Consider the following 20,408-nt stretch of genomic DNA (forward strand, 5'->3'; position numbering starts at 1 on the left):
TCAGCCGGATCAGGACCGGTCGGGCGCGGGCGACCGGGGCGAATCGTGCCGCTGCTCCGGGATGCCGACCTCCTGGAGGACCACGCAACCCTCGTGCGCCTCGGCATCGGCGGCCGACTCGATCCCCAGGTGCGAGAAGCAGGTCGCGAACCCGGTCTGTTCGGAGTCGCCGAACAGCACGGCCGCGGCGGTGGCCCGGCACAGCACCAGCAGGACCTCCGCCAGCATGGCGGCACCGGCCCCGTCGACGAGGACGACGTCGAAGTCGGCCTCCGCCAGCGCCGGGTGCACCCGCGACCGGGCGAGGCTCGTCACGACCACGCGCGCCTGCCCGACGATCTCCGCCTCGGCATCGGCGCGCAGCGCCTGTGCCCGCTCGGCGAGCTCGCGCTCCCGGTTGTCGAGGGCCTGTCGCCGCGCCCCCGACGCGTCCCGCCAGGCGGTGAGCTCGCGCAACCGCGCCTGGCGGGAGACCAGCTTGCGGGCGACGAGCTGCCGGTCGTCCTCGGTGGGCGGCCCCCACGCCTCCGCTTCCTCGACCGCACGCCGGAGCCCGATCAGCAGCTCCCGCGCACGCCGGTACGCCTCGTCGGCGCCGCTCACAGCCCGCTCGGCGGCCGCGGCTCGCCGGTCGGCCGCGTCGACCTCGGCCCAGCTGTGCTCGCCGATCGCCGCCCGCGCCCGCAACTGGACGTCCAGCCAGCGCCGTCGCCCCTCCGCGACCACCGAGGTGAAGCGGCGCAGCTCCGCGTCGGCGGCCTCGACCTGGCGACGGTGCTGACGCCGCTCGCGCCAACCGCCGGACCGCGCCTCCTCGTCGAGCGCGACGCGGCCGTCCCGCAGCGCGCGCTGCCGCTGCTCCAGCGCGGCGAGGCCCTCGATCGCGAGCCGCTCGTTCTCGAGCGCCTCACGCAGGGGACCGAGCGCGGCTTGCGCGTCCACCGCCTCCCGCAGCTCGGTGGCGGCATCGACCACGGCCCGGCGCGCCCTGTCGGCCGCCGCCTCCGCCTCCTGCAGTCGCGGACGCAGCTCGTCGAGGTCACGCTCCGCGTCCAACCGGGCCGCGGCGGCGCGGTAGGTCACCGTGTCGTAGTCGCCCAGCTCCGCGCGGAGGCGCTCGATCTCGGCGTCGATCACCGCGATCTCGGCCAGCTCGGCGGCGACCACCGCCCGCTGCTCGTCGACCTCGCGCGACGCATCGGCGGCGAGCTCCTCCGACTCGTCCCCGACCCGGACCGCGACCCCGGCCTCCGGCGCCATCCGGCGGACGAGGGTGTCCATCGCCTCGTCGACCGCAGTGTCCGACGGCGCGACCAGCAGCACCCGCTTGCCCTCGCCCAGCAGCGCCTCGATCGCGCGGGTCAGCACGTCCGTCGAGCCGGAGCCCGGCGGGGCCCAGACCGCGCGCAGGCCCGGGCTGAGACACGCCCGCAACGCCTCGACCTGGGCCCCGGCCAGCCCGTCCGCCTCCGCCCCCGACGTCGGCGGCCCGGCGAGCCGCCGTTCCACCAGCGCCTGCGCCAGTGGAGCCGGGCCCGCGGCGCGCAGGCCGTCGAGAAGACCGTCCAGCGCAGGCGCCCGACGGACCCACACGTGCCGGTCGTGCTCCGGCAGGTCGGGCGGCGGGCGCAGCACGAGCAGTCCGTCCTCGTCGCGCAGCTCCTCGATCGGGTGGCGCTGCTCGCGATCCGGCCCCTTCTCCCCGGCGAGGCACGGGTCGCAGACGTCAACGTTCCGGTCGCGCCGGGCGAGCGCGAGCAGGCCGTCCTCGCGGGGCTCCGCCACGCCGAGGTCCACCCACCCCGCCGCCGGGCAGCCCTCCTCGGCGCCCCACTGCTCGACGTCCGCGATGACGTCCGCCGACCAGTTGGCGCTCATGAGTCCCCCACTCGGTCCCCCCGATCGATTGAACCATCGCCGACCGGTCACGGAGAGCGATTCGGGCGGCACCGAGCCTGATACGTGATCGGGTGCGGCCTTGGCCACACCTGTGTGAGGGGGACGGTGGTGCTCAGCCCGCAGCGGGTTCGGCGGCCCGGCCCCGGGCCCGGGTCCACGGCCAGGTCAGCAGCGCCCAGCCGGCCAGCCCGACGGCGAGCTCCACGCCCAGGTACCAGGGCCAGTCACCCATGAGATCCAGCAACGAGGGGTTGTCCGGCTTGCGGCTCACGAACAGGTAGTTGGTGCCTGCCACCGCGTTGAAGCCCACCATCACCAGACCCCACCCGACGGTGACCACCGCCGCGAAGGTGAAACCGCCCCAGCTCGGACGCATCCCCACCCACCAGGTCAGGTAGACCGTGGCCCATAGGACCAACAGGTGCTGGCCCCAGAAGCTGACGAAGTCGATGCCGGGGAACTCCGGCGCGTCCAACGCCGGCGTGAGCAACGCCTGCGGAACCAGGGTGAGCCCCCAGTAGTAGGTCAACACGTAGGCCCACTGCCACCGCGACCACAACGCGACCGCGGCCGCAATCCACGCCAGATCGGAGACCTGGAACGGCAGCGAATGCTCGATGTCGAAACGCGCCGGCGACAGGTCGTAGACCAGGATCGGAACGTGGAACGCGACCAGCACCGCGGCAAACACGCGCCCCACGTTCCGGTCGGCCCCGGTGTCGCGGTACCTGCGTCCGGACCAGGCGAGCACCCCGACACCCGCGGCCAACAGGATCAGGACCACCCAGTGCGAGGCGCCGTAGGCAGCGAACGAGCGCTCCACCGCTTCACAGTAGGCGCGCCGGCGCGTCCGGCGCGCGCTAAGCCCCGTCGACGTCGAAGCTCCGGTCGAAATCGCCGCCGAAGACGTTGAGGACGACCTCGCAGTCGCAGTAGCCGCCGTTCTCCTCCAGCTCGCGCCGCAACCGCGGCCAGTCGACCCCGGCCCGTTGCGCCCATTCCCGCGCGGCGCGCAGCGTGCCGTCGCACGAGCGCCGCCGCTGCTGGACCGCGTCGGCGAGCGCCGCCTGCTGTTCCAGCGGGAGGCCCAGGTCGGGCTGATCGGCGAGGTCGGCCAGGTCGTCGTGGTCGTACCGGGGCAGGTCGTCGAAGAAGTTCGTCATGGCGCCGACGGTGCCCGCGTGCACCGACGGTGCCGGACGGCTCGGCCGGAGTTGTCCACAAGTCGGGCGACGACCGGGAGATCACACACCGTGATGGAGGTGAACCTGGGATCGGACCGTTAGCGACTGAACCTTCCCAAGCCGGGACAACCTCCGCGAGTATCCGCGGCAACGGTCCGCGTGGAAGGACGAGATTATGGGACGACAAGGACGTCGTGCACTGCTCGCCGTGCTCGCACTCGCCGGGGTGGTCACCCTGGCCGCGTGCGGCGCGCGGGGAGCAGGCGCCGCCGGCGGCGACGCGGCAGGCGGCGAGACCTTCACGATCAAGTTCTCGCACGTCGTGACCCCGGCCACACCGAAGGGCCAGGCCGCGGACAAGTTCAAGGAGGTCGTCGAACAGCGCTCCGGCGGCCGCATCACGGTCGAGGTCTACCCGAACTCCGAGCTTTACGGCGACAAGGACGAGCTGCAGGCCCTCCAGTCGAACAGCGTTCAGATGCTGGCGCCCGCCAGCGCCAAGTTCACGACGATCGCGCCCGCTCTGCAGGTGCTCGACCTGCCGTTCCTGTTCGACAGCGTCGACGACATCCCGGCCGTCGTGTCGCCGGACTCCCCGGCGGGCCGGGCGATCTACGAGAACGAGGCGCTCGCGAGCAACAACATCAAGGTGATCGGTCTCTGGGACAACGGCCTCAAGCAGCTCTCGTCGAACACCGAGATGCGCACGCCCGAGTCGCTGGCCGGGCTGAGCTTCCGCATCCAGCCGTCCGACGTGCTGCGCAGCCAGTTCGAGAACTGGGGCGCAAGCTCGACCCCGATGGCGTTCTCCGAGGTGTACAACGCGCTCCAGCAGGGCGTGGTCAACGGCCAGGAGAACCCGTACTCGAACATCGAGTCGCAGAACATGCACACGGTGCAGAGCCACATCACCGAGTCGAACCACGGCTACATCGGGTACGTCCTGGTGATCAACAACCAGTTCCTCGAGAGCCTCCCCGCCGACCTGCAGACGATCGTCCAGGAGTCGGCGGACGAGGCGAGCACCTACAACCGCGAGGTCGCCGCGAAGCTGAACGAGGAGGCCAAGGCCACCATCCAGCAAGCGGGCACGACGCAGATCCTCGAACTGACCCCCGAGGAGCGCAAGGCGTTCAAGGACCGCGTGGTGCCGTCGGTGTGGCAGCAGTACGCCGACGTCATCGGGCCGGACCTCGTCAACGACCTGCTCGCCCAGCAGAACGCCCAGTAGCACCCGCCACGGGACGGGGATGGCCGAGAAGGCCATCCCCGTCCCCCGTATGGAGGTCAGCTTGCAGCGCTTCGACCGGGTGCTGACCCTGATCGAGAACGTACTGGCTGCGTCGACCCTCGGCCTGGCGGCGGTCATCGCCGTCGTCGCGGTCGTGCTCCGCTACGTCTTCGGGATCTTCCTCTTCTGGTCGGAGGAGGCGATCATCTACTTGATCATCTACTCGACGTTCCTCGGCGCCGTCATCACGCTGCGCCACAACGAGCACGTCAACGTCGACATCTTCGGGGCGTTCCTGAAGGCACGCGGCAGGCGTGCGCTCGCCGTGCTCGCCGCCTCCCTCACCGTCCTCTATCTCGTGTGCATCGGCTACTTCGCATGGCTGCTGCTGTTCGAGCCGTTCTCCACCTCGACGATCACCCCGTCGCTCAAGCTGCCGCTGTGGGTCGTCGAGGCTGCGGTCCCCATCGGCTTGACGCTGATGCTCCTGCGCGCGCTGGAGATGCTCGTGCGGAACGCCCGCGGTGAGGACGCCTTCGCCGAGGCGAAGCGCTCGATCCTCGAGGTCGAAGCGGAAGCAACGGGCCTCGACGTACGTGAGGTCGAGCGGACCCGCCGCGAGCTCGGCGACGACCCCGAGGAGAACGATCGGTGACCGAGGCCTCGATCGCGCTGGTCATCACCCTCTTCGCGCTGCTGTTCTCCTCCACCCCGATCGCGGTGGCGCTGGGGCTGACCTCGTTCGCCTACTTCTTCTACTACACGACGATCCCGCTCACCCAGGTGCCGGAACGCCTGTTCAACTCCCTGAACACGTTCCCGCTGATGGCGATCCCGTTCTTCGTGCTCGCGGCGAGCATCATGAGCCGCGGCGGGATCAGCAGACGCCTCATCGCCGCGTGCAACGCGGTGGTCGGCCAGTTCCGCGGCGGCCTGGCGATGACCGGTGTGCTCGCGTGCATGTTCTTCGCCGCGATCTCCGGGTCCAGCCCGGCCACCGTCGTCGCCGTCGGCACCCTCATCATCCCGGCGATGATCGCGAGCGGCTACCCCAGGCGCTTCTCCACCGGCCTGATCGCGACGTCCGGGTCGCTCGGCATCCTCATCCCCCCGTCGATCCCGATGATCGTCTACGGGATCGCGACGGAGGAGTCGATCGGCGACCTCTTCGTCGCCGGCGTCCTCCCCGGTCTCCTCGCCGGCTTCATGCTGCTCGGCCTGGTGTTCCTGGTCTCCCACCGCCGCGGCTACGGCACCGGCGACCACGCGATCGAGATGTCGACGGCCGAGAAGGTCCGTGCCCTCCGGGACGCGGTGCTGAGCCTCGCCCTCCCCGCGCTCGTCCTCGGCGGCATCTACGGCGGTGTGTTCACCCCGACCGAGGCGGCCGCCATGGCCGTGTTCTACGCGCTCATCGTGTCCGTCTTCATCTACAAGGAGCTGGATCTCAAGGACCTCGGCGGGATCCTGCTCTCGTCCTCCCGCACCTCCGCGATGATCATGTTCATCATCGCGAACGGGATCCTGTTCTCGTTCGTGCTCACCTCGGAACGGATCCCCGGTGAGATCACCGAACTGCTCCTGAGCTACGAGCTGAACACGTTCACGTTCCTGCTCCTCGTCAACATCATCCTGCTGGTGGCCGGCTGCTTCATGGAGACGTCCAGCGCGATCCTCATCCTCGCGCCGATCCTGCTGCCGATCGCGCTCGAGCTCGGGGTCAACCCGATCCACCTCGGGATCATCATGGTGATGAACCTGGAGATCGGCATGGTCACCCCGCCGCTGGGCCTGAACCTGTTCGTGGCGAGCGGCATGTCGGGGATGAGCGTGCTGCAGGTCGCGCGGGCGGCGATACCCACGGCCTTGGTCCTGCTGGCCGCGCTGTTCCTGGTGACCTACGTCCCGGCGATCTCGCTCGTACTGCTCGGGGGCGGGTAGCGCGATGGCTCCGGGCTGCAGATCGGCGACCCGCCCGCGATCTGCCTGCACGGTGGTTCTGCGGAACACTGCCCCGATGCAGATGACGTTCGACGCGCGGGACGAGCACGCCTACCACCGCAGGCGCGACGAGCTCGGCGAACGGTTCGCGCAGTGGCTGAACGAGCACGACGTGCCCGGGGATCCGAACGACGCCGGCCTGCTGATGGACTGGAAGTGGGCCTACGCCGACGGCCGGCTCGACCACTGGTCCGTCCCCGACGTGGACGAGTTCCTGCTCGAATGGTGCCCGGCCAAGGTCGTGGCACCGGCCGAGAAGTGCGTGGAGATCCCGATCTCCGTGGCCGCGTTCGTGGGGTTCCTCGCCGACGCCGGGCTGCTCGCGCCGGGAAGCGCCACGCCGGCTGACGTCCGGGCGCACTGCGCGCGCACCACCGACAGGTTCGTCGCCGAGATGAGCGATCCCGCGAACCTGCTGGCGGGTGAGGACGTGTTCGAGACGGCGGAGGAGTCGGAGATGCCGGACATCCCGCCGGTCCGGATCCCTCCCGAGAGCGAGCGGCTCGCCGCGGTGCGCGCGGTCCCGGTGATGCGGCAGCTGCGCGACCTCGCCGAGTACTGCGCCCCGCCCGGCCGCAAGCTCACGCCGAAGGGCAACCCGCAGCTCGCCGATGCTCGGCACCTCGTCGCCGCGCTCGGGACCGGCGACGACCCGGAGCTCGGCGGCGCCGGGAACCTGCGGTCCAGTGAGGAGCTGCCCGAGCTCAGCCGGCTGCTCGACCTCGCGTGTGAGGCCGGAGTGGTGCGCCGGCACCAGGGCCGGTTGGTCGCCGTGGCGAGCTTCGCTGCCCTGGACGAGTGCGCGGCGCACGAGAAGGTCGCGCTCGCCGCCGTTTCCGACGAACGGCCCAGGAGCTCACTCCTCGGCGCCTTCGCCGAGTTCGACGCCGTCGCCCACGCGTGGACCATCGCCCTGCTCGTCGAGATGCTCCGCCACGGGAGCAACGGCATCGAGACAGGCCTCGTCGACGCGCTGACCGGCGAGTTCGCGCAGACCGTCGCACCCGGCATGTCGGACTTCATGACCACTGCCGTGGCCGAGCTGGCCCACGGCAAGCTCGACGAGCTGCTGGACCTGGGGGTGCTCGGCCGCGAGGCAGGGCACATCTCGCTCACGCCGGCCGGGGTGCCGGTCGCGGTCGAGCTGCTGCGGCAGGCCGGCCTCGACGTGCCGATCCGCCCGGAACCCGCCGACGCGGGCGTCGCGGAGATCGTCGACCTGTTCCCCCACCTCGGCGACGAGGAGCTCCGTCGCGAGGTCGACGAGTGGCTGGCGGCACGGCCGGAGCGGCGGACCGCCGCCACGGAGCTGATCGCGGAGAGCCTCGCGGCGCACCGTGACACCGTCACCGCGATGACCGGCATCGCCCTGGTCAGCCGGTTCGCCGCCGACCACGCCGTCGACGCGGTCCGGCCGCACCTGGAGGGCCCGCACGACGGGCTCGTCCTGCAATGGCTGATCGACCAGGACGCGCTCGACCCCGGGTCGGTGGATCCCACCCGGCTCGCGGCCGGGCTGGTCGACTTCCTCGCCGTGGGCCTGGACACCGCAGGCCCCGAGGAGGTCGTCGCCGTCCTCAGCAACGGGGCCCCGGACGGCGGCGCGGCGATACTCGACGGCATCTGGCGGCTCGACCACCCCCGGCTGCCCGACGTGCTCGAGGCGATCGGCTCCCACCACCCGTCCAAGACGGTGGCGAAGGCCGCGCGCAAGGCGCTGATGAAGCACGCGAGCCCGTCGATCTGATCGGAACACCGAAGCCCGGGCTCGTCAGCTCGCCACGTCGAGCCGGACCGTCACCCGGTCGCCGTCGTCGATCCCTTCCCTCTCACGCACGGACTTCTTGACCGGCAACAGGTAGCTGCCGCTGGCCTTCTCCGGGAACACCGACGTCGCGAACACCGTCTGGCCGATGCGCGCGTGCACGCGCACCGACCCGAATCCGGCCGGCTCACCCGCGAGGTCGCGGACCTCGTCGGCGACGTCCAGCGGGAGCCGCAGGAACCGCCACGACGGCCCGTCCTCGCCCCAGGCGAAGACGTCTGCGCTGAAGGTCCACTCCATGGGGCAACAGTAGGCCGACGATCTAGGAGGGTCCTGAGCAACTCAGGCCGTAGCGAGCGGCGTCCAGGTGGTGTCCTCGCAAGGCGGACGATCGGGCCGATACCGCTGTTGTATCGGCGCGATCGTCCAACGCGGCGAGGGCGCCGCCTGGGCGTCGCGCAGTAGGCCTGAGTTGTTCAGGGCGCTCCTAGGCCGGGTCCGGGTGTGCGTGTGCGGTGACGAGCCAGGCGGCGGACCGGAAGGCGACGCCCTCCGCCGTGTGGTGTGCCTGCATGGTGCGGTGGAGGGCGTCCAGCGCGCCGGCCCGGGCCGCGTCGTCGAGCCCGTCGAGCATCCACGGCATGAGGCCGGCGACGAACCGGTGGGCGTCGTCGGGATCGCGGCCGAAGAACGTCCGCCCCTCCAGCCCGGACACGCGCACGTCGCCGAACCCGGCCGACGTCAGCAGGGCGTGCACGTGGTCGGGATCGCCCATCGAGAACGGGCCCGGCCTGTCGGGCGGGGGTGCCGGGAGGTCACGGCCGGCGGCGAGCGCGCCCATGATCTCGACGACCCACTCATTCCGCGGGAACGGCTGCCAGACCAGCAGCACCAGCCGCCCGCCGGGACGCAGCGCACGGGCGATGTTGGTGAACGCGGCGTGGGCGTCGCCGAAGAACATCGCGCCCGCCCGACTGATCGCGACGTCGAACGCCCCCTCGTCGAAGGGGTGGATCTGCGCGTCGGCCTGCTCGAACGAGACGTTCGCCAGCCCCTCGCGCTCCGCCGCTCCGCGCGCCACGTCCAGCATCGCCGAGGACAGGTCGACGCCGAGCACCGAACCCGCAATCGCGAGCCGCGCGGCGGCGCGGGCGCTCCCACCGGTGCCGCATCCGATGTCGAGGACGCGATCGGTGGGCGCGATGGCCGCGGCCTCGAAGAACGGGGGGTCGTACTCCCGGAGCGCCTGCTCGAACCGCTCGGCGTGGGCGGCCCAGTAGGCCCCCTCGGTCCCGTCCCACGCCCGCAGCTGTTCCGCGTTCGCCGGGTCGACCTGGTGGGTGCCGGCCATGGCCCACCTCCCTATACTCCCTTTGGGACTATGCGTAGGTACTCCCAAGGGGAAGATGTGTCAAGGGGTCCGCTCACGACGACGTCCTTCGCGATCCTCGGGCTGCTCGCGGTGCAACCGTGGAGCACCTACGAGCTGACCCGGCAGATGGACCGCAGCCTGGGCCGGCTCTGGCCCCGCGCGCAGAGCAAGCTCTACGAGGAGCCGAAGAAGCTGGTCGAGCACGGGCTGGCGGAGTCGACGACCGAACGGGTGGGCAAGCGGCCACGCACCGTCTACTCGATCACCCCGGACGGCAGGCGGGCGCTCGCCGAGTGGCTGCGGTCGCCGGGCGCCGGACCGGTGCTCGAGTTCGAGCAGCTGCTGAAGATCTCCTTCGCGGAGAACGGGACGAAGGCCGACGCACTCGCCACACTCACGGCCGCGCGCGCGTGGGCGGAGGAGCGCAACGTGGAGAACCTCGCCGCCGGGCGCGCCTACCTCGAAGGCCGCGGACCGTTCCAGCACCGGGCGGCGCAGAACCTGCTCGCCGGCGCGTTCCTCACGGAGTTCTACCGGATGGTGGCCGAGTGGGCGGACTGGGCGGCCGGGCAGGTCGAGCACTGGCCCGACGACCCGGCGCAGGCCGTGCCCGAGCGGGCGGCGTTCGAGCAGGTCGTGCGGCGGGCCGAGTGGTAGCCCGTTCGCGACGGGAGCGATGCTCGTAGCGTTGGGCCATGTCGCGCCCCGGCTCGCCCATGGACGAACCCGGCCGCCTCCTCACGGGTCGATCACTACGACGCGAGCGCCGTACCGACGTCGTCACCTACCGGGTTCGCGTCGACCTCACCGGCACCAAACCGCCGCTGTGGCGTCGCCTCGAACTCGCCTCCGACATGCACCTCGACGAGCTGCACGACGTCCTCCAGATCGCGTTCGGCTGGACGGACAGCCACCTGCACCGGTTCAGCGCAGGTCCGAGCACCTACGACCCCGACACCGAGCACTACCTGTCGCCCTTCGAGGTCGAGGAGGGCGAGCGGGGAACCCCCGAGAGCGAGGTCCGCATCGACGAGGTGCTCGCCGACGTCGGCGACACGCTCTACTACGTCTACGACTTCGGCGACGACTGGCTGCACAGCCTGAAGCTCGAAGCCGTCCTGCCGCGCGACGACACGGCGCCGCGGGCGGCGTGCACCGCCGGGCGACGTCCCGGCCCACCGGAGGACTGCGGCGGCGTTCCCGGTTACGAGCTGTTCGACGCGGCAACCGATCCGACCCACCCGCACCACTCCGCCGCGCGCGCCGAGATCATCCACACCTACGGATCCGACCTCGACGTCGAACGACTCGCGCCCACACCGTTCGCCATCGACGAGATCAACGAGGCGCTGGCCGGCCTTCCGGCCCGGTCGACGGGCCGGCTGCCCGGACCGCTCGCCGACCTCGTCCACGTCATGCGCGACAGCGGCGAGCAGATCCGCCTGCGCAAGCTGATCGATGCCGCCGCGCTCGACGAACCCACGGTGATCGACGCGGACACCGCGGCGCGCATGGTCCGTCCGTACACCTGGCTGCTCGACCGGGTCGGCGACGACGGGATCACGCTCACCGGGGCGGGCTACCTCCCGCCCGTGCACGTGGAGGCCGCGGTGGCCGAGCTCGGAATGGCGAAGGACGGGATTGGAAAGCTCAACCGCGAGAACCACGCCATGCCGGTGCTGAGCCTGCGGGAGTCCGCGCAGAAGCTGGGACTGCTCCGCAAGCACGGCGGCAAGCTGCAGCTCACCGCCCGCGGGCGCCGGCTGCTCGCCGACCCCGTCGCGTTGTGGTGGCACGTCGCCGAGCGCACTCCCCTCGGCTCCCGGGAGGGCATCGAATCCCAGGCGGGTGTCGTCCTGTTGATCGCCGTCGCAGCCGGCGCGATGGAGCACGTCGACGCGATCATCACCAGGACGCTGACCGCCATCGGCTGGGTGCGGGGCGACGGCGAACCGCTCACCGAGTTCGACGCCGCCAACGCGGCCTGGGACACCAGGGCCGTGCTCCGGCGGCTGGACGCGCTGACCGGGGACTCGAGCGACGAACGATCGACCCCGGACGGGGTCACGTTCGCGCGCGCTGCGCTCCGCACCTGGCCGTAGGCCGCCGACGAAACATGGCTCCTACCCGACCGGGCTCACCGACTCGATCCCGGACACCGTGAACTCGCGTTCCGCGGAACGCAGGCCGGGCTGCTGGTCACGACCCGATGTGCAGCCGGGGGCTCAGGTTCCAGCCCCGGCCCAACACCACGTCGGCCAGGCGCTGCTGACCGTCGAGCACGGCGCCGGGCGTCGTCGCGTGCGGCACGACCCACACCGGCCGCAACGCGAACTCCTCGACCAGATCCGCGATCTCGGCCAGGTCGCTGATCGTCGTGCAGGACGACGTCCTCGCCGACCGGATCGCCGAGCCACTGCTGGATCACCCCTCCTGCCGCAGGCGGAAGAGCTGATCGCGAAGTTCGATGAGCGACTCCTCCACGGCGGCGCGCACGGCCGGGATCTGCCCATATCCACGACGCGAAACGTGCCGGACGAGAACTGATCGGGCATCGACCACTCCCTCACCTCCGTGAGCCCCACCGGCGACGGTAGAGATCACCTGGAGCTGGTCGGGGCGACCGCATTGGCCAGGGCCTCGGCGCCCTGGCACAGCTGCGGCTGCGGGACGGCTGGTCGGCCGCCACCGTCGCCGAACTGGGCGTCGATCAGCTGGCCAGGGGCGACGTCCACGACCACCGTGCAGGAATCGTTGAACTGGGCCGGTACCACGACCAAGGCCGGAAACCCCCGCACCTGGACCGGCCGCAACTCGGCCGCCAGCTCTCGGGACGTGGTGAACCGCTCGATCCCCGCCGACGTCACCACGCTCATGCCGACGACGACCTCCTGCGGCTCGGACCCGCTGATCACACAGGCCGGGACCTCGCCGCCGTACAGCTGCGACGGCGCCACGCTGAACGACGGCCGTCCGTCCAACCCCATCTCGGCCCGCTGCTCCTCGGTGAGCAGCTCGCACGGATCCACCCCGTCCAGCCGCACCTCCCGCGGCCGGGGCGGGAGGTCGATCCCGTTCGCCTCCGCCGAGGCGCCGCCCGTCGGGTTCGCCGGGGAGGGCTGCCCCGCAATCGTCGTGCACCCCCCGACGAGCAACACAACTCCGACCAGCATCGCCCCCACGATCCGAGTCACGCCCCGACCGTAGCGGCCCGATCACGCTCCGGTCTGCACGTCCGCGAAGTTCGGCTCGGCAGACCACCACCGCTCGGACTGGTCTCCGGCATCCGTCGATGGGTTTCGCCACCCTCCCGCCATGCTCGATCGAGTGGCGCCACGATTGTCCCAGACGTTCGCGAATGGCTGTTCGACCAGCCTGACCATCGTGCGGCTCGTGCCGAATGGCAGCCCGGCAGGAATGCGATCAGCAGTCTGGAAACGCTGCTGCAGGCGAGGCAGAGCTGGCTCAACTGCCCCGATCCCACGCCGTGGCGGACCGGCGACGCGCATCGTTGGCCGGCAGCGCAGTCCCGGCGGCGAGCAGCCGCGCGGCGAGGTCGGCGGCCGGCACCCGGCACCGGACCAGAACTTTCCGCGCTCGGGCCGGGGTTGGGCCCGTCCGGCGCGCAACGATCACGGCGCCATCGTCGTCCTCCGGCATCGGCGCGAATCCGGCCGAGCGGAGCTTCGACAGCACCCCGTCCACGCCCGCCCCACGAGCGCCGTCGGCGTGATCTGCCGGAACTGGAACTGGGGCCGGAGATCGCCAGCATCAGCCAACTGGCAGACCGCGGGCTCGTGCGGGTGCGCGTCGACGACGAGAAGGCCTTCGCGGACGGCGCTGATGACGTACCGGAACCGCTGACGCATCGGGCGTCATGCACGTCCGATCGGGTGACGATGTTCCGAAGCCCGCCACGCCTCCACTCGCTCTCCTACGGTCGGCCCCACTCGCACATCGGCAGGGAGTGATCGATGCAGAACGGAGGGAACCGGTGGCGGCTCGTCGTGTCCACCGGCGGGGACGCATTGCGGCAAGAGCGGCTGACCCGAGACCTGCACGAGACGCTGCGACAGCGAAACGATCTCGACGTCGGTTTCCACGAGGACAACGCATCCGTTGACCTCAGCCGCAAAGGTGCCGCCGCTGAGGTAGCCCTCTGGGTGGCAACGGCATCTGTCCCCGCCGCTCGCGTCGCCACGACGTTGATCAAGGAGTGGGCGGCAAAGGAGCGGAATCGATCCGTGAAGATCTCCTACCGCGGCAGGTCCATCACGATCAGCGGACGGCCAGACCCCGGCCAGGAACGGATGGTCAAGGAATTCCTGGACACTGTGAGCGACGGGGACGGCAGCGCCGAATGAGCCCCTTGATCCGACGCAAGGCGCTGCTCATCGGCAACGAACACCACGATGACGACCGTTTTCCGCCGCTGCCGTCGACCCGGGCGGACATCGCGGGACTCAGTCAGGTCTTGCGTCACCCCAGCATCGGCAACTTCTGGTCCGCGACGACCATGTCCGATCTGACGGCCGATGACATGCGTCAAGCCATCGGCGAGTTCCTGGAGGACTGCGGGGAGGGTGACCTCGCCCTCGTGTACGTGTCGGGACACGGAACGCGGCTCGTCCAGACGGGCGGCGAGTTCTACTTCGTCGCGCGGGACACGGATTTCGACCGTATCGCGGACACCGGGGTAGCCGCCGGGTTCATCAACGAGCGGCTCGAGGCGTGCTGGGCCCCGCAGAAGGTAGTCATGATCGACTGCTGCCGCAGCGGCGGCTTCGCGGTGGGCCTGCGCACGTCAGATCAGCAGCTCGCGCGGATGGTGGCGAAGTCGGGTGAGGACGCCCTGCTGACCAGCCGGGCCGTCTACGTGCTCTCCTCGTCCCGCGCAGGCGAGGACTCCTACGCCCATGCCGGCCCCGGAGAGGTTCGCCCGTCCGCCTTCACGGGAGAAGTGATCGAGGCGCTCCGCACCGGGCGGGTGGGCACAGACGGCAGCGGCGAAGTGTCCGTGTCCGACCTGTTCCACTACGTCAATCGGAAAATGCGCGAGAACGGAGCCCGCCAGATCCCGGTGCACTCCGCGCTGGGGGTCGACGACCGCATCGTCATCGCCTCTTGCCCGCTGGGCGCTGCGCCGGTCCTCGTGCCGGTGAGCGCGAACCCGGCTGCCGCACCCGGCGCGGCCCGCCCTCTTCCCCGTTCACACCGGCAGCCGACCTGGACCGACCTCCTCGCCTACTACAAGGACTGCGTGCTCTCCGACGGCACCGAGATGCCGCTCATGTCCGTTGGTGACCATGCCCGGTCCTACGTCTGCCTGACCGGCCAGGAACGATTCCTGGCGGGCGAGGTGGACGACAACGGCTGCGCGGACCTCCCGGCTGAGGCCGCTTCGCTCGTCGCGGCGGCGACGGAACAGGACGCCGAGCTCTGGGCGGGGTTTCCCGCCGTGGTCCTCACCGGACCACGCGGTGGACAGCCGTGGCGCCACCCGAAGTTCGCACCCCTTCTCGTGCGCCGCGTCGAGATCGTCGACACGGACGGCACGGTGCGGTTGAAGCCCTACGGCCCGGTGCAGCCGCACCCGGGCCTGGCCCGGGAGTGGCTGGGCGCGGAAGAGGCCGCGAACCTGACGGAGTCGTACCACCACACCTGGCACAGCGGACAGCACGATCGCATGGCGGTCGACATCCGCAATCTCATCACGAACGAGTTCGAACTGCCCTGCGTGCAGGAGCTCCGGCCGGATCGGCTCGCCGAACGCATCGACGTCCGCACACCCGGCCACGGCGCACGGAACGTGGCTGTCCTCTTCACCGCGCTTCGCAACTCGAAGTTCACGAAGAAGCTCGTCGACGATCTCGACACGATCATGGCGCGGGCCGCGCACATCCGGTCCACTGCACTCGCCGTCCTGTCGCCCGATGCTGCGGAACGAGCGCAGGCATCGGCACAGGCCGAGCCGACACCAGCCCGTCTGGTGACTCCGCTCAGCTGCAACGAGGCGCAGAGAGCGGTCATCTGCTCGGCCATGACCCGACGACTGACGGTGGCGACCGGGCCGCCGGGTACCGGGAAGAGCCAACTCGTCGCCAACGTCGTCGCGACCGCGATCGCGAACGTGCAGACCGTTCTCGTGGCGTCCAACAACAACGAAGCGGTCGACGAGGTCTGGCGTCGCTGCGAGCAACTCGTCCCCGGCAGCCTGGTGCGCACGGGTTCGGCCCGGTCCCGGACCCGCGACTACACCGAGACCGAGAACGCTGCCCTGCATGCGCTTCGAGCGGCCCCGGAGCCCGCCCGCAACCCACAGACGGCCGCTGCACAGCTCGACGCAGCGGACGGCCGCCTGCAGAGCATTCGCCAGGAGATGGCTCGCGTCAGTGCAGACGAACGAGCGCTGCTCGTGGCCGGCCAGGCGCGGGAGAACCACGCCGGGCAGCTCGGGGTGCCGGTGGCCGAGCTCGTCCACCGACTCGCCGATGCGGCCGCGTGGGATCGGATGGCTCTCAAGGCGACGCGGCTGGCTCGCGCCCGTTTCCTCGGGCGATGGCGCCGCGCCTCCCTGCTGCGCAAGGTCGGGATTCACCTCGACGGTGGCGACCTGGCCGATCGATGCCACACGCTCGCCCGCTTCGCCTCGGCGGAGACGACGTGGCGAGCACTGCGGGAACGAGGTATGAGCAACCAGGACGCCGCGATCGCGGCGGCCCTCGAGCACGCGCAGGCGGACGTCCGAACGGCGTCCCGTGATCTGCTCGAGAGCACTCTCCGCACGAACGCCCGCCTCGGGCGCAGGCGCATCCTCGCCCTGCTGACCGCGCGGGACAACGATCGCAGCGATTGGCCCGCGGTGAAGGACATTCTGGGCGGCGGCCACGGAAGGCGGACGTCGCCCACGGTGCCCGGCTGGGCGGTCACCAGTCTCATGGCCCGCCGCTTCCCGCCCGAACCGGGTCTCTTCGACCTCGTGATCATCGACGAGGCGAGCCAGTGCGGCATTCCGCATGTCCTGCCCCTGCTCTTCCGGGCCCGACGAGCCCTGGTCATCGGCGATGCGATGCAGCTACCGCACATCGCGAACATCGGTGCCGAGCGCGAGGCCGCCAGCCGACACAGGAGCGGCGTGCGCGCCGACTGGCTCGAGAAACATCATCTCGCCTACCGCAGGCACTCGGCGTTCCATGCCGCCGCCCGCTCCGCGGGAGGCACGCTGCTGCTCGACGAGCACTTCCGCTGCCACCCCGACATCGCAGCCGTCTCCAACGACCTCTTCTACGACAGCGGTCTCACGGTCCTCACCGACATGCGCAACCGCCCGTCGCTCGCCTCGCGACCGATCGTCTGGGAGCACGTCGCGGGGCGGGCAGCGCGCCCGGCGGGCGGCGGCTCCTGGGTCAACCGGGACGAGATCGTCCGGGTGGACGACATCGTCGCGAGCATGCTGCAATGCCTGCCGGCCGAAGCCACCATCGGCGTGGTCACGCCCTTCACGGGCCAAGCCGACGCGTTGCGACGTCGCCTGGGGCGACACGGCCAGGAGCGGATCAGGGTCGGAACGGTGCACACGTTCCAGGGCGGCGAACGCGACGTCATGGTGTTCTCGCTCGTCGCGGCGACGGGGATGCATCGCGGGGCGATCGATTGGGTCGATCGCCAGCTCAACCTCTGGAACGTCGCCATCACCCGAGCCAGGAGCAATCTGATCGTCGTGGGTGACAAGGACCTCTGGCGAAGGCGAGGAGGGGTCGCGGCCGCGTTGTTGGAGGCCTCCACCGGCGCCGTACCGACCGCCGGCCCGGGTATGGGAGACGACCTGCTGCAGCGGCTCTACCACGTTCTGACCATGCAGCCGGGGAGCGCGGTGTCCCTCGGTGAGCGGGTCAACGGCCACCCCGTCGAGGCCGTCGTACGAGGCGGCAACGGCACCACGACCGCGGTCCTTCTCGACCGAGGGGCCCGAGCGGGCTCCGACGAGGCCCGACACCTGCGGTTGGCCCTGCACCGCCGGGCGTTGCTGGACGGCGCTGGGCCCGGCCATGCCGCCTTCCGGTATCCGGCATGGCGGTTGTACGACTACGCCTGAGCTCAGACCGGCACCGCCCGCATGGTGCGCGGGTCCGGAAACCCCGATGCCGACGTAGCCCGGCGCCCGCTTCGCCAGGGACGACGCCAGCACCCCGGTCCCGACGTCGTGGTAGTCGTGCACCTCGGCGGTCGTCTTGCCGGGGTGGGGCCGCAGCACCCGGCCGACGCACTGCACGAGCCGCCCCTTGAACGCGCGATCGGCGTGGCGAGGAACAGCGTGTCGAGCGCCGGGCAGTCGAAGCCCTCGCCGACGTACGACACCATGGCGACGACCGCGAGCGGACCCTCGTCCGGCCGCAACCGCGCGAGCGCGGCGATCTCCGGACCAGAACCCGACTGCACGGGCTTGGGCGCACCTACTTCGCCCGCCTGGGAATCAACTAATCGGGCACCCGCAGCTGCCAGGGTCTGGCAGCGTCGACGACCACATGTGGTGCCCCAGAGCCGGTTGTTCACAATCGGCACCGCGACGACCGGAACGCTGGCCCGAGCGCGTCGCAGAGGGCGCCCACCGCGCTGGTGTCCACGATCCCCGCTGCGACCTTGTTGGCCGTGGTGGACGTAAGCGGTCAGGCAACGACGAGATCAGGCCGCGGCCGATCGTGCTCGGACGGCTCGGCGAACCACTGACGTGCCGCGTCGGTGACGACGAAGGCCGTCCAACGGTGGTTGGCGTCCACCCCGAGGCGGTCGGCCGCGCTCGACCTGGGATAGCCACGACTCCGATCGGCCGACCAGCCCGGCTACGGCAGCTTGACCGAGGCCACGGCAGCCCCGGTGGAGGGCGATGCGGGGCCGATCGGCTCAGTCGCGACTTCCATCGTGACACAGCGGCCGGGGCAGTAGCACTCCATCACGCAGCCCGCGCATCGGCGGCAGGTCGGATCCCACTAGAGGGTTAATGTCGTCGCTGCCGATCGACTGTCGACTCGTTGCACTGACTACTTATCCAGAGGTGCGAGGTCAGCGTCCTCCAGGAGGGTGACCCTTCAGGCGCGCGCTGCTACGGTGCGCCATGAAGTGCCCGCGCACGGCGAACGAACGCACGGAGGCATGATGGCGTTGGAGCGAAACGCTCATGTGGAGCGACTGAGCCGCTTCCAGCCATTCAACGCAGACGCTGCCGAGCTTGTCCACGAGCAGGCCGATTCGAGCGAGTCTGGTTTCGAGACCGCAGCTTTCCGGTACGTGCTCCAGGTTATCGACGACCCTTCGGTGCGGCTGGTCGTGCTGACTGGCGACGCCGGCCATGGCAAGACCCATCTATGCGCCCAGGTGCTGCATGCGTGTGATGTGCCCCCCGCGATCGTCCAGGACATGGTTCGCAACCGTGCGCGTGGCGATGAAGTGCTCGCGCGCACACCTGGCAGGTCTCGCCCGCTTCGCATCGTGAAAGACCTCAGCGACTTCTCGGTCGAGACGGGCGCGGACCTGTTCGAGCGGCTCGCCGCAGATGACACCGCTGTCGGGATCGTCTGTGCGAACGAGGGCCGGCTCCGGCGCGCCGTGGGCGTCATCGAGGACAAGGAACTCGCCACAGCGCTCATCCGCACGCTTGAGGACGGAATCGACAACGGCAGTTGCTCCTCTGTGACCCCAGCCGTTCACGTCGTCAACCTAAATTATCAGTCGGTCGTGAAGGACGAGGGAGACGGGCTGCTGGAGTGGGCGGTCAGCTCGTGGGCGATGGACCGCCGTCGCTGGCGCAGCTGCCAGAGATGTGACGCCCGCGAGGTCTGTCCGATCCTTCGCAACCATGTCCTGCTCGCGGACACCGAGCGTGGCGCCAGCCGCAGAAGCGCGATCAAGGAGCTGTTCGCCACTGCGGAGCGATCGGGGACGGTGATCACGATCCGGCATGCGCTGGCGACCGTCGCCTACGCGGTGACCGGGGGGATCCGATGCGCCGAGGTGCACCGGCGGTACACGCGGAATCGTGCCGATCGCGGTTGGCAGTACCGGCATCTGTTTCACCAGGCGCTCTTCGGCGATCGCCTCACCCCGCGGCAACGGAGCGAGGTACCCACCTTCGCCGCGCTGCGGCGGCTGGATCCGGGCGCGACGGCGATCAGAGCGGTCGACGACCTGCTGGACCCCTTGGACGGCGGGGAGAAGTTCCTTCCCGCCCTCCCGATAATGGACGGTGGGACGCCGCAGTCGCGCCGGGACGCTCAACGGGAGAGCGCGACGATGCATGACCTGTTCGCCTATCTGCGCCGCCGCTGGTACTTCGACGGCTCCGAGGCAGTCGGCTCCTTCGAGCGCATGGGGCTGCGGGCAGGCGAGGACTTCCGGGCCGCCGCGACGGGGGAAATGAGCGATCAGCGGGGAGTTCACACCCGCGATGTGCTGATCCGCGGGCTTGAGGCCGTCCAGGGGGTCCGCCGGTCGGGGAACCCCGCAGACTTGTTGATCCTGGATCCGGCCTTCGCGAACCACCGAAGCAGGGCAGCGGTCGTAGGGGCACGGCTGTCGAGCCGGAACGTAGTCGTTCAGGGGCAGGTCGCCCATTGGCGGCGTCAAGACAGGCAACCAACGCTGCCGGCCGCCGTCGACTGGCTAAGTCGGGCCGCGATCGTGCGGATCGTGGCGCCTACTGGAGAGGCGGCGGCAATACCGGTTGATCTGGTTCGCTTCGAGCTCCTGCACCGATGGGCGACAGGTCTGTCAGCGAGGACCGAGCACGCGGCCGCGATCCGCTTCATCAATGGGCTGCTCGCCTCGCTCGTGCCGGAGTCACGCGAGGAGGACGAGATCGCCGTGCTCGTCGGCGGCGAACGGAGAACACTTTCGATCGACCTCGGCGATCGGATCCGAGGAGAGCAGTGACGGGAAGAACAACGACGGGACAGCGGTGAC

Annotated in this window: 17 protein-coding genes; 9 read left to right on the plus strand and 8 right to left on the minus strand. The window is 70.5% G+C overall.

From position 1 onward, the window contains the following. Positions 1-9: 9 nt before the first annotated feature. The 3 genes from FHX44_RS07340 to FHX44_RS07350 all read right to left on the minus strand — a co-directional run bounded on the left by FHX44_RS07340 (position 10) and on the right by FHX44_RS07350 (position 3,062). Positions 10-1,878: an AAA domain-containing protein gene (locus tag FHX44_RS07340; protein WP_147254778.1), complete on the minus strand. Its 1,869-nt coding sequence runs from the start codon at positions 1,876-1,878 to the stop codon at positions 10-12. Positions 1,879-2,011: 133 nt separating this feature from the next. After that, entirely contained in the window at positions 2,012-2,722 is a 711-nt protein-coding gene (locus tag FHX44_RS07345) for a YwaF family protein (RefSeq protein ID WP_147254779.1), read from the minus strand. A gap of 37 nt (positions 2,723-2,759) precedes the next feature. Next, complete coding sequence (locus FHX44_RS07350; RefSeq protein WP_147254780.1) at positions 2,760-3,062, minus strand: DUF2695 domain-containing protein; 303 nt, start codon at positions 3,060-3,062, stop codon at positions 2,760-2,762. A gap of 196 nt (positions 3,063-3,258) precedes the next feature. Between FHX44_RS07350 and FHX44_RS07355 the strand changes: the two genes are divergently transcribed. From FHX44_RS07355 to FHX44_RS07370, 4 genes are all read left to right on the plus strand, one after another. Next, complete coding sequence (locus FHX44_RS07355) at positions 3,259-4,314, plus strand: DctP family TRAP transporter solute-binding subunit (protein ID WP_147254781.1); 1,056 nt, start codon at positions 3,259-3,261, stop codon at positions 4,312-4,314. 61 nt (positions 4,315-4,375) lie between these two features. Continuing rightward, positions 4,376-4,969 (plus strand): TRAP transporter small permease, encoded by a 594-nt coding sequence (locus FHX44_RS07360; protein ID WP_212612370.1) that lies wholly within the window; start codon positions 4,376-4,378, stop codon positions 4,967-4,969. Beyond that, the gene (locus FHX44_RS07365) at positions 4,966-6,255 is read left to right on the plus strand and encodes a TRAP transporter large permease (protein ID WP_147254783.1); all 1,290 of its coding nucleotides are present in this window, start codon (positions 4,966-4,968) and stop codon (positions 6,253-6,255) included. Before FHX44_RS07360 ends, FHX44_RS07365 begins: the two co-directional genes overlap by 4 nt. A gap of 76 nt (positions 6,256-6,331) precedes the next feature. Continuing rightward, entirely contained in the window at positions 6,332-8,062 is a 1,731-nt protein-coding gene (locus FHX44_RS07370) for a hypothetical protein (protein ID WP_147254784.1), read from the plus strand. Positions 8,063-8,086: 24 nt separating this feature from the next. Here the strand turns inward: FHX44_RS07370 and FHX44_RS07375 are convergent, their stop codons facing one another. Then, positions 8,087-8,380 (minus strand): DUF1905 domain-containing protein, encoded by a 294-nt coding sequence (locus tag FHX44_RS07375; RefSeq protein WP_147254785.1) that lies wholly within the window; start codon positions 8,378-8,380, stop codon positions 8,087-8,089. A 187-nt stretch (positions 8,381-8,567) separates the two neighbouring features. Then, entirely contained in the window at positions 8,568-9,431 is an 864-nt protein-coding gene (locus tag FHX44_RS07380; protein ID WP_147254786.1) for a class I SAM-dependent methyltransferase, read from the minus strand. Between the two features lie 57 nt (positions 9,432-9,488). Between FHX44_RS07380 and FHX44_RS07385 the strand changes: the two genes are divergently transcribed. Both FHX44_RS07385 and FHX44_RS07390 read left to right on the plus strand, forming a co-directional pair. Further along, complete coding sequence (locus FHX44_RS07385) at positions 9,489-10,109, plus strand: PadR family transcriptional regulator (RefSeq protein ID WP_212612371.1); 621 nt, start codon at positions 9,489-9,491, stop codon at positions 10,107-10,109. A 38-nt stretch (positions 10,110-10,147) separates the two neighbouring features. Further along, a complete protein-coding gene (locus FHX44_RS07390) occupies positions 10,148-11,554 on the plus strand; it encodes a plasmid pRiA4b ORF-3 family protein (RefSeq protein WP_147254788.1) in 1,407 nt (468 codons plus the stop codon). Between the two features lie 97 nt (positions 11,555-11,651). On the opposite strand, the gene FHX44_RS43785 is transcribed toward FHX44_RS07390, so the two are convergent. Next, a complete protein-coding gene (locus tag FHX44_RS43785; RefSeq protein ID WP_281287876.1) occupies positions 11,652-11,780 on the minus strand; it encodes a hypothetical protein in 129 nt (42 codons plus the stop codon). A 272-nt stretch (positions 11,781-12,052) separates the two neighbouring features. Continuing rightward, positions 12,053-12,646, minus strand: coding sequence for a DUF3558 domain-containing protein (locus FHX44_RS07395; protein WP_147254789.1), 594 nt, complete (start codon positions 12,644-12,646; stop codon positions 12,053-12,055). Between the two features lie 780 nt (positions 12,647-13,426). On the opposite strand from FHX44_RS07395, the gene FHX44_RS07400 reads away from it, so the two are divergent. Together FHX44_RS07400 and FHX44_RS07405 are read left to right on the plus strand one after the other, a co-directional pair. Further along, positions 13,427-13,816, plus strand: a complete 390-nt coding sequence (locus FHX44_RS07400) for a hypothetical protein (protein ID WP_147254790.1) — start codon at positions 13,427-13,429, stop codon at positions 13,814-13,816. Continuing rightward, on the plus strand, positions 13,813-17,547 hold the full coding sequence (locus FHX44_RS07405; protein WP_147254791.1) for a caspase, EACC1-associated type: 3,735 nt from the start codon (positions 13,813-13,815) through the stop codon (positions 17,545-17,547). The genes FHX44_RS07400 and FHX44_RS07405 overlap by 4 nt, the downstream gene beginning before the upstream one ends. A 587-nt stretch (positions 17,548-18,134) precedes the next feature. Here the strand turns inward: FHX44_RS07405 and FHX44_RS44020 are convergent. After that, positions 18,135-18,338: a helix-turn-helix domain-containing protein gene (locus FHX44_RS44020; protein ID WP_342793508.1), complete on the minus strand. Its 204-nt coding sequence runs from the start codon at positions 18,336-18,338 to the stop codon at positions 18,135-18,137. A gap of 267 nt (positions 18,339-18,605) precedes the next feature. Here FHX44_RS44020 and FHX44_RS07420 point away from each other — a divergent pair, with 267 nt between their 5' ends. Continuing rightward, entirely contained in the window at positions 18,606-20,378 is a 1,773-nt protein-coding gene (locus FHX44_RS07420) for a hypothetical protein (protein WP_212612373.1), read from the plus strand. Positions 20,379-20,408: the final 30 nt, after the last annotated feature.

Source organism: Pseudonocardia hierapolitana, assembly GCF_007994075.1.
Taxonomy (GTDB): Bacteria; Actinomycetota; Actinomycetes; order Mycobacteriales; family Pseudonocardiaceae; genus Pseudonocardia; species Pseudonocardia hierapolitana.

Coding starts and splice junctions, on each gene's coding strand:
- FHX44_RS07350 (WP_147254780.1), bottom strand. CDS start 3,062: ATGACGAACTTCTTCGACGACCTGCCCCGGTACGACCACGACGACCTG.
- FHX44_RS07355 (WP_147254781.1), top strand. CDS start 3,259: ATGGGACGACAAGGACGTCGTGCACTGCTCGCCGTGCTCGCACTCGCC.
- FHX44_RS07340 (WP_147254778.1), bottom strand. CDS start 1,878: ATGAGCGCCAACTGGTCGGCGGACGTCATCGCGGACGTCGAGCAGTGG.
- FHX44_RS07405 (WP_147254791.1), top strand. CDS start 13,813: ATGAGCCCCTTGATCCGACGCAAGGCGCTGCTCATCGGCAACGAACAC.
- FHX44_RS07420 (WP_212612373.1), top strand. CDS start 18,606: ATGGCGTTGGAGCGAAACGCTCATGTGGAGCGACTGAGCCGCTTCCAG.
- FHX44_RS07400 (WP_147254790.1), top strand. CDS start 13,427: ATGCAGAACGGAGGGAACCGGTGGCGGCTCGTCGTGTCCACCGGCGGG.
- FHX44_RS07380 (WP_147254786.1), bottom strand. CDS start 9,431: ATGGCCGGCACCCACCAGGTCGACCCGGCGAACGCGGAACAGCTGCGG.
- FHX44_RS07390 (WP_147254788.1), top strand. CDS start 10,148: ATGTCGCGCCCCGGCTCGCCCATGGACGAACCCGGCCGCCTCCTCACG.
- FHX44_RS07375 (WP_147254785.1), bottom strand. CDS start 8,380: ATGGAGTGGACCTTCAGCGCAGACGTCTTCGCCTGGGGCGAGGACGGG.
- FHX44_RS07370 (WP_147254784.1), top strand. CDS start 6,332: ATGCAGATGACGTTCGACGCGCGGGACGAGCACGCCTACCACCGCAGG.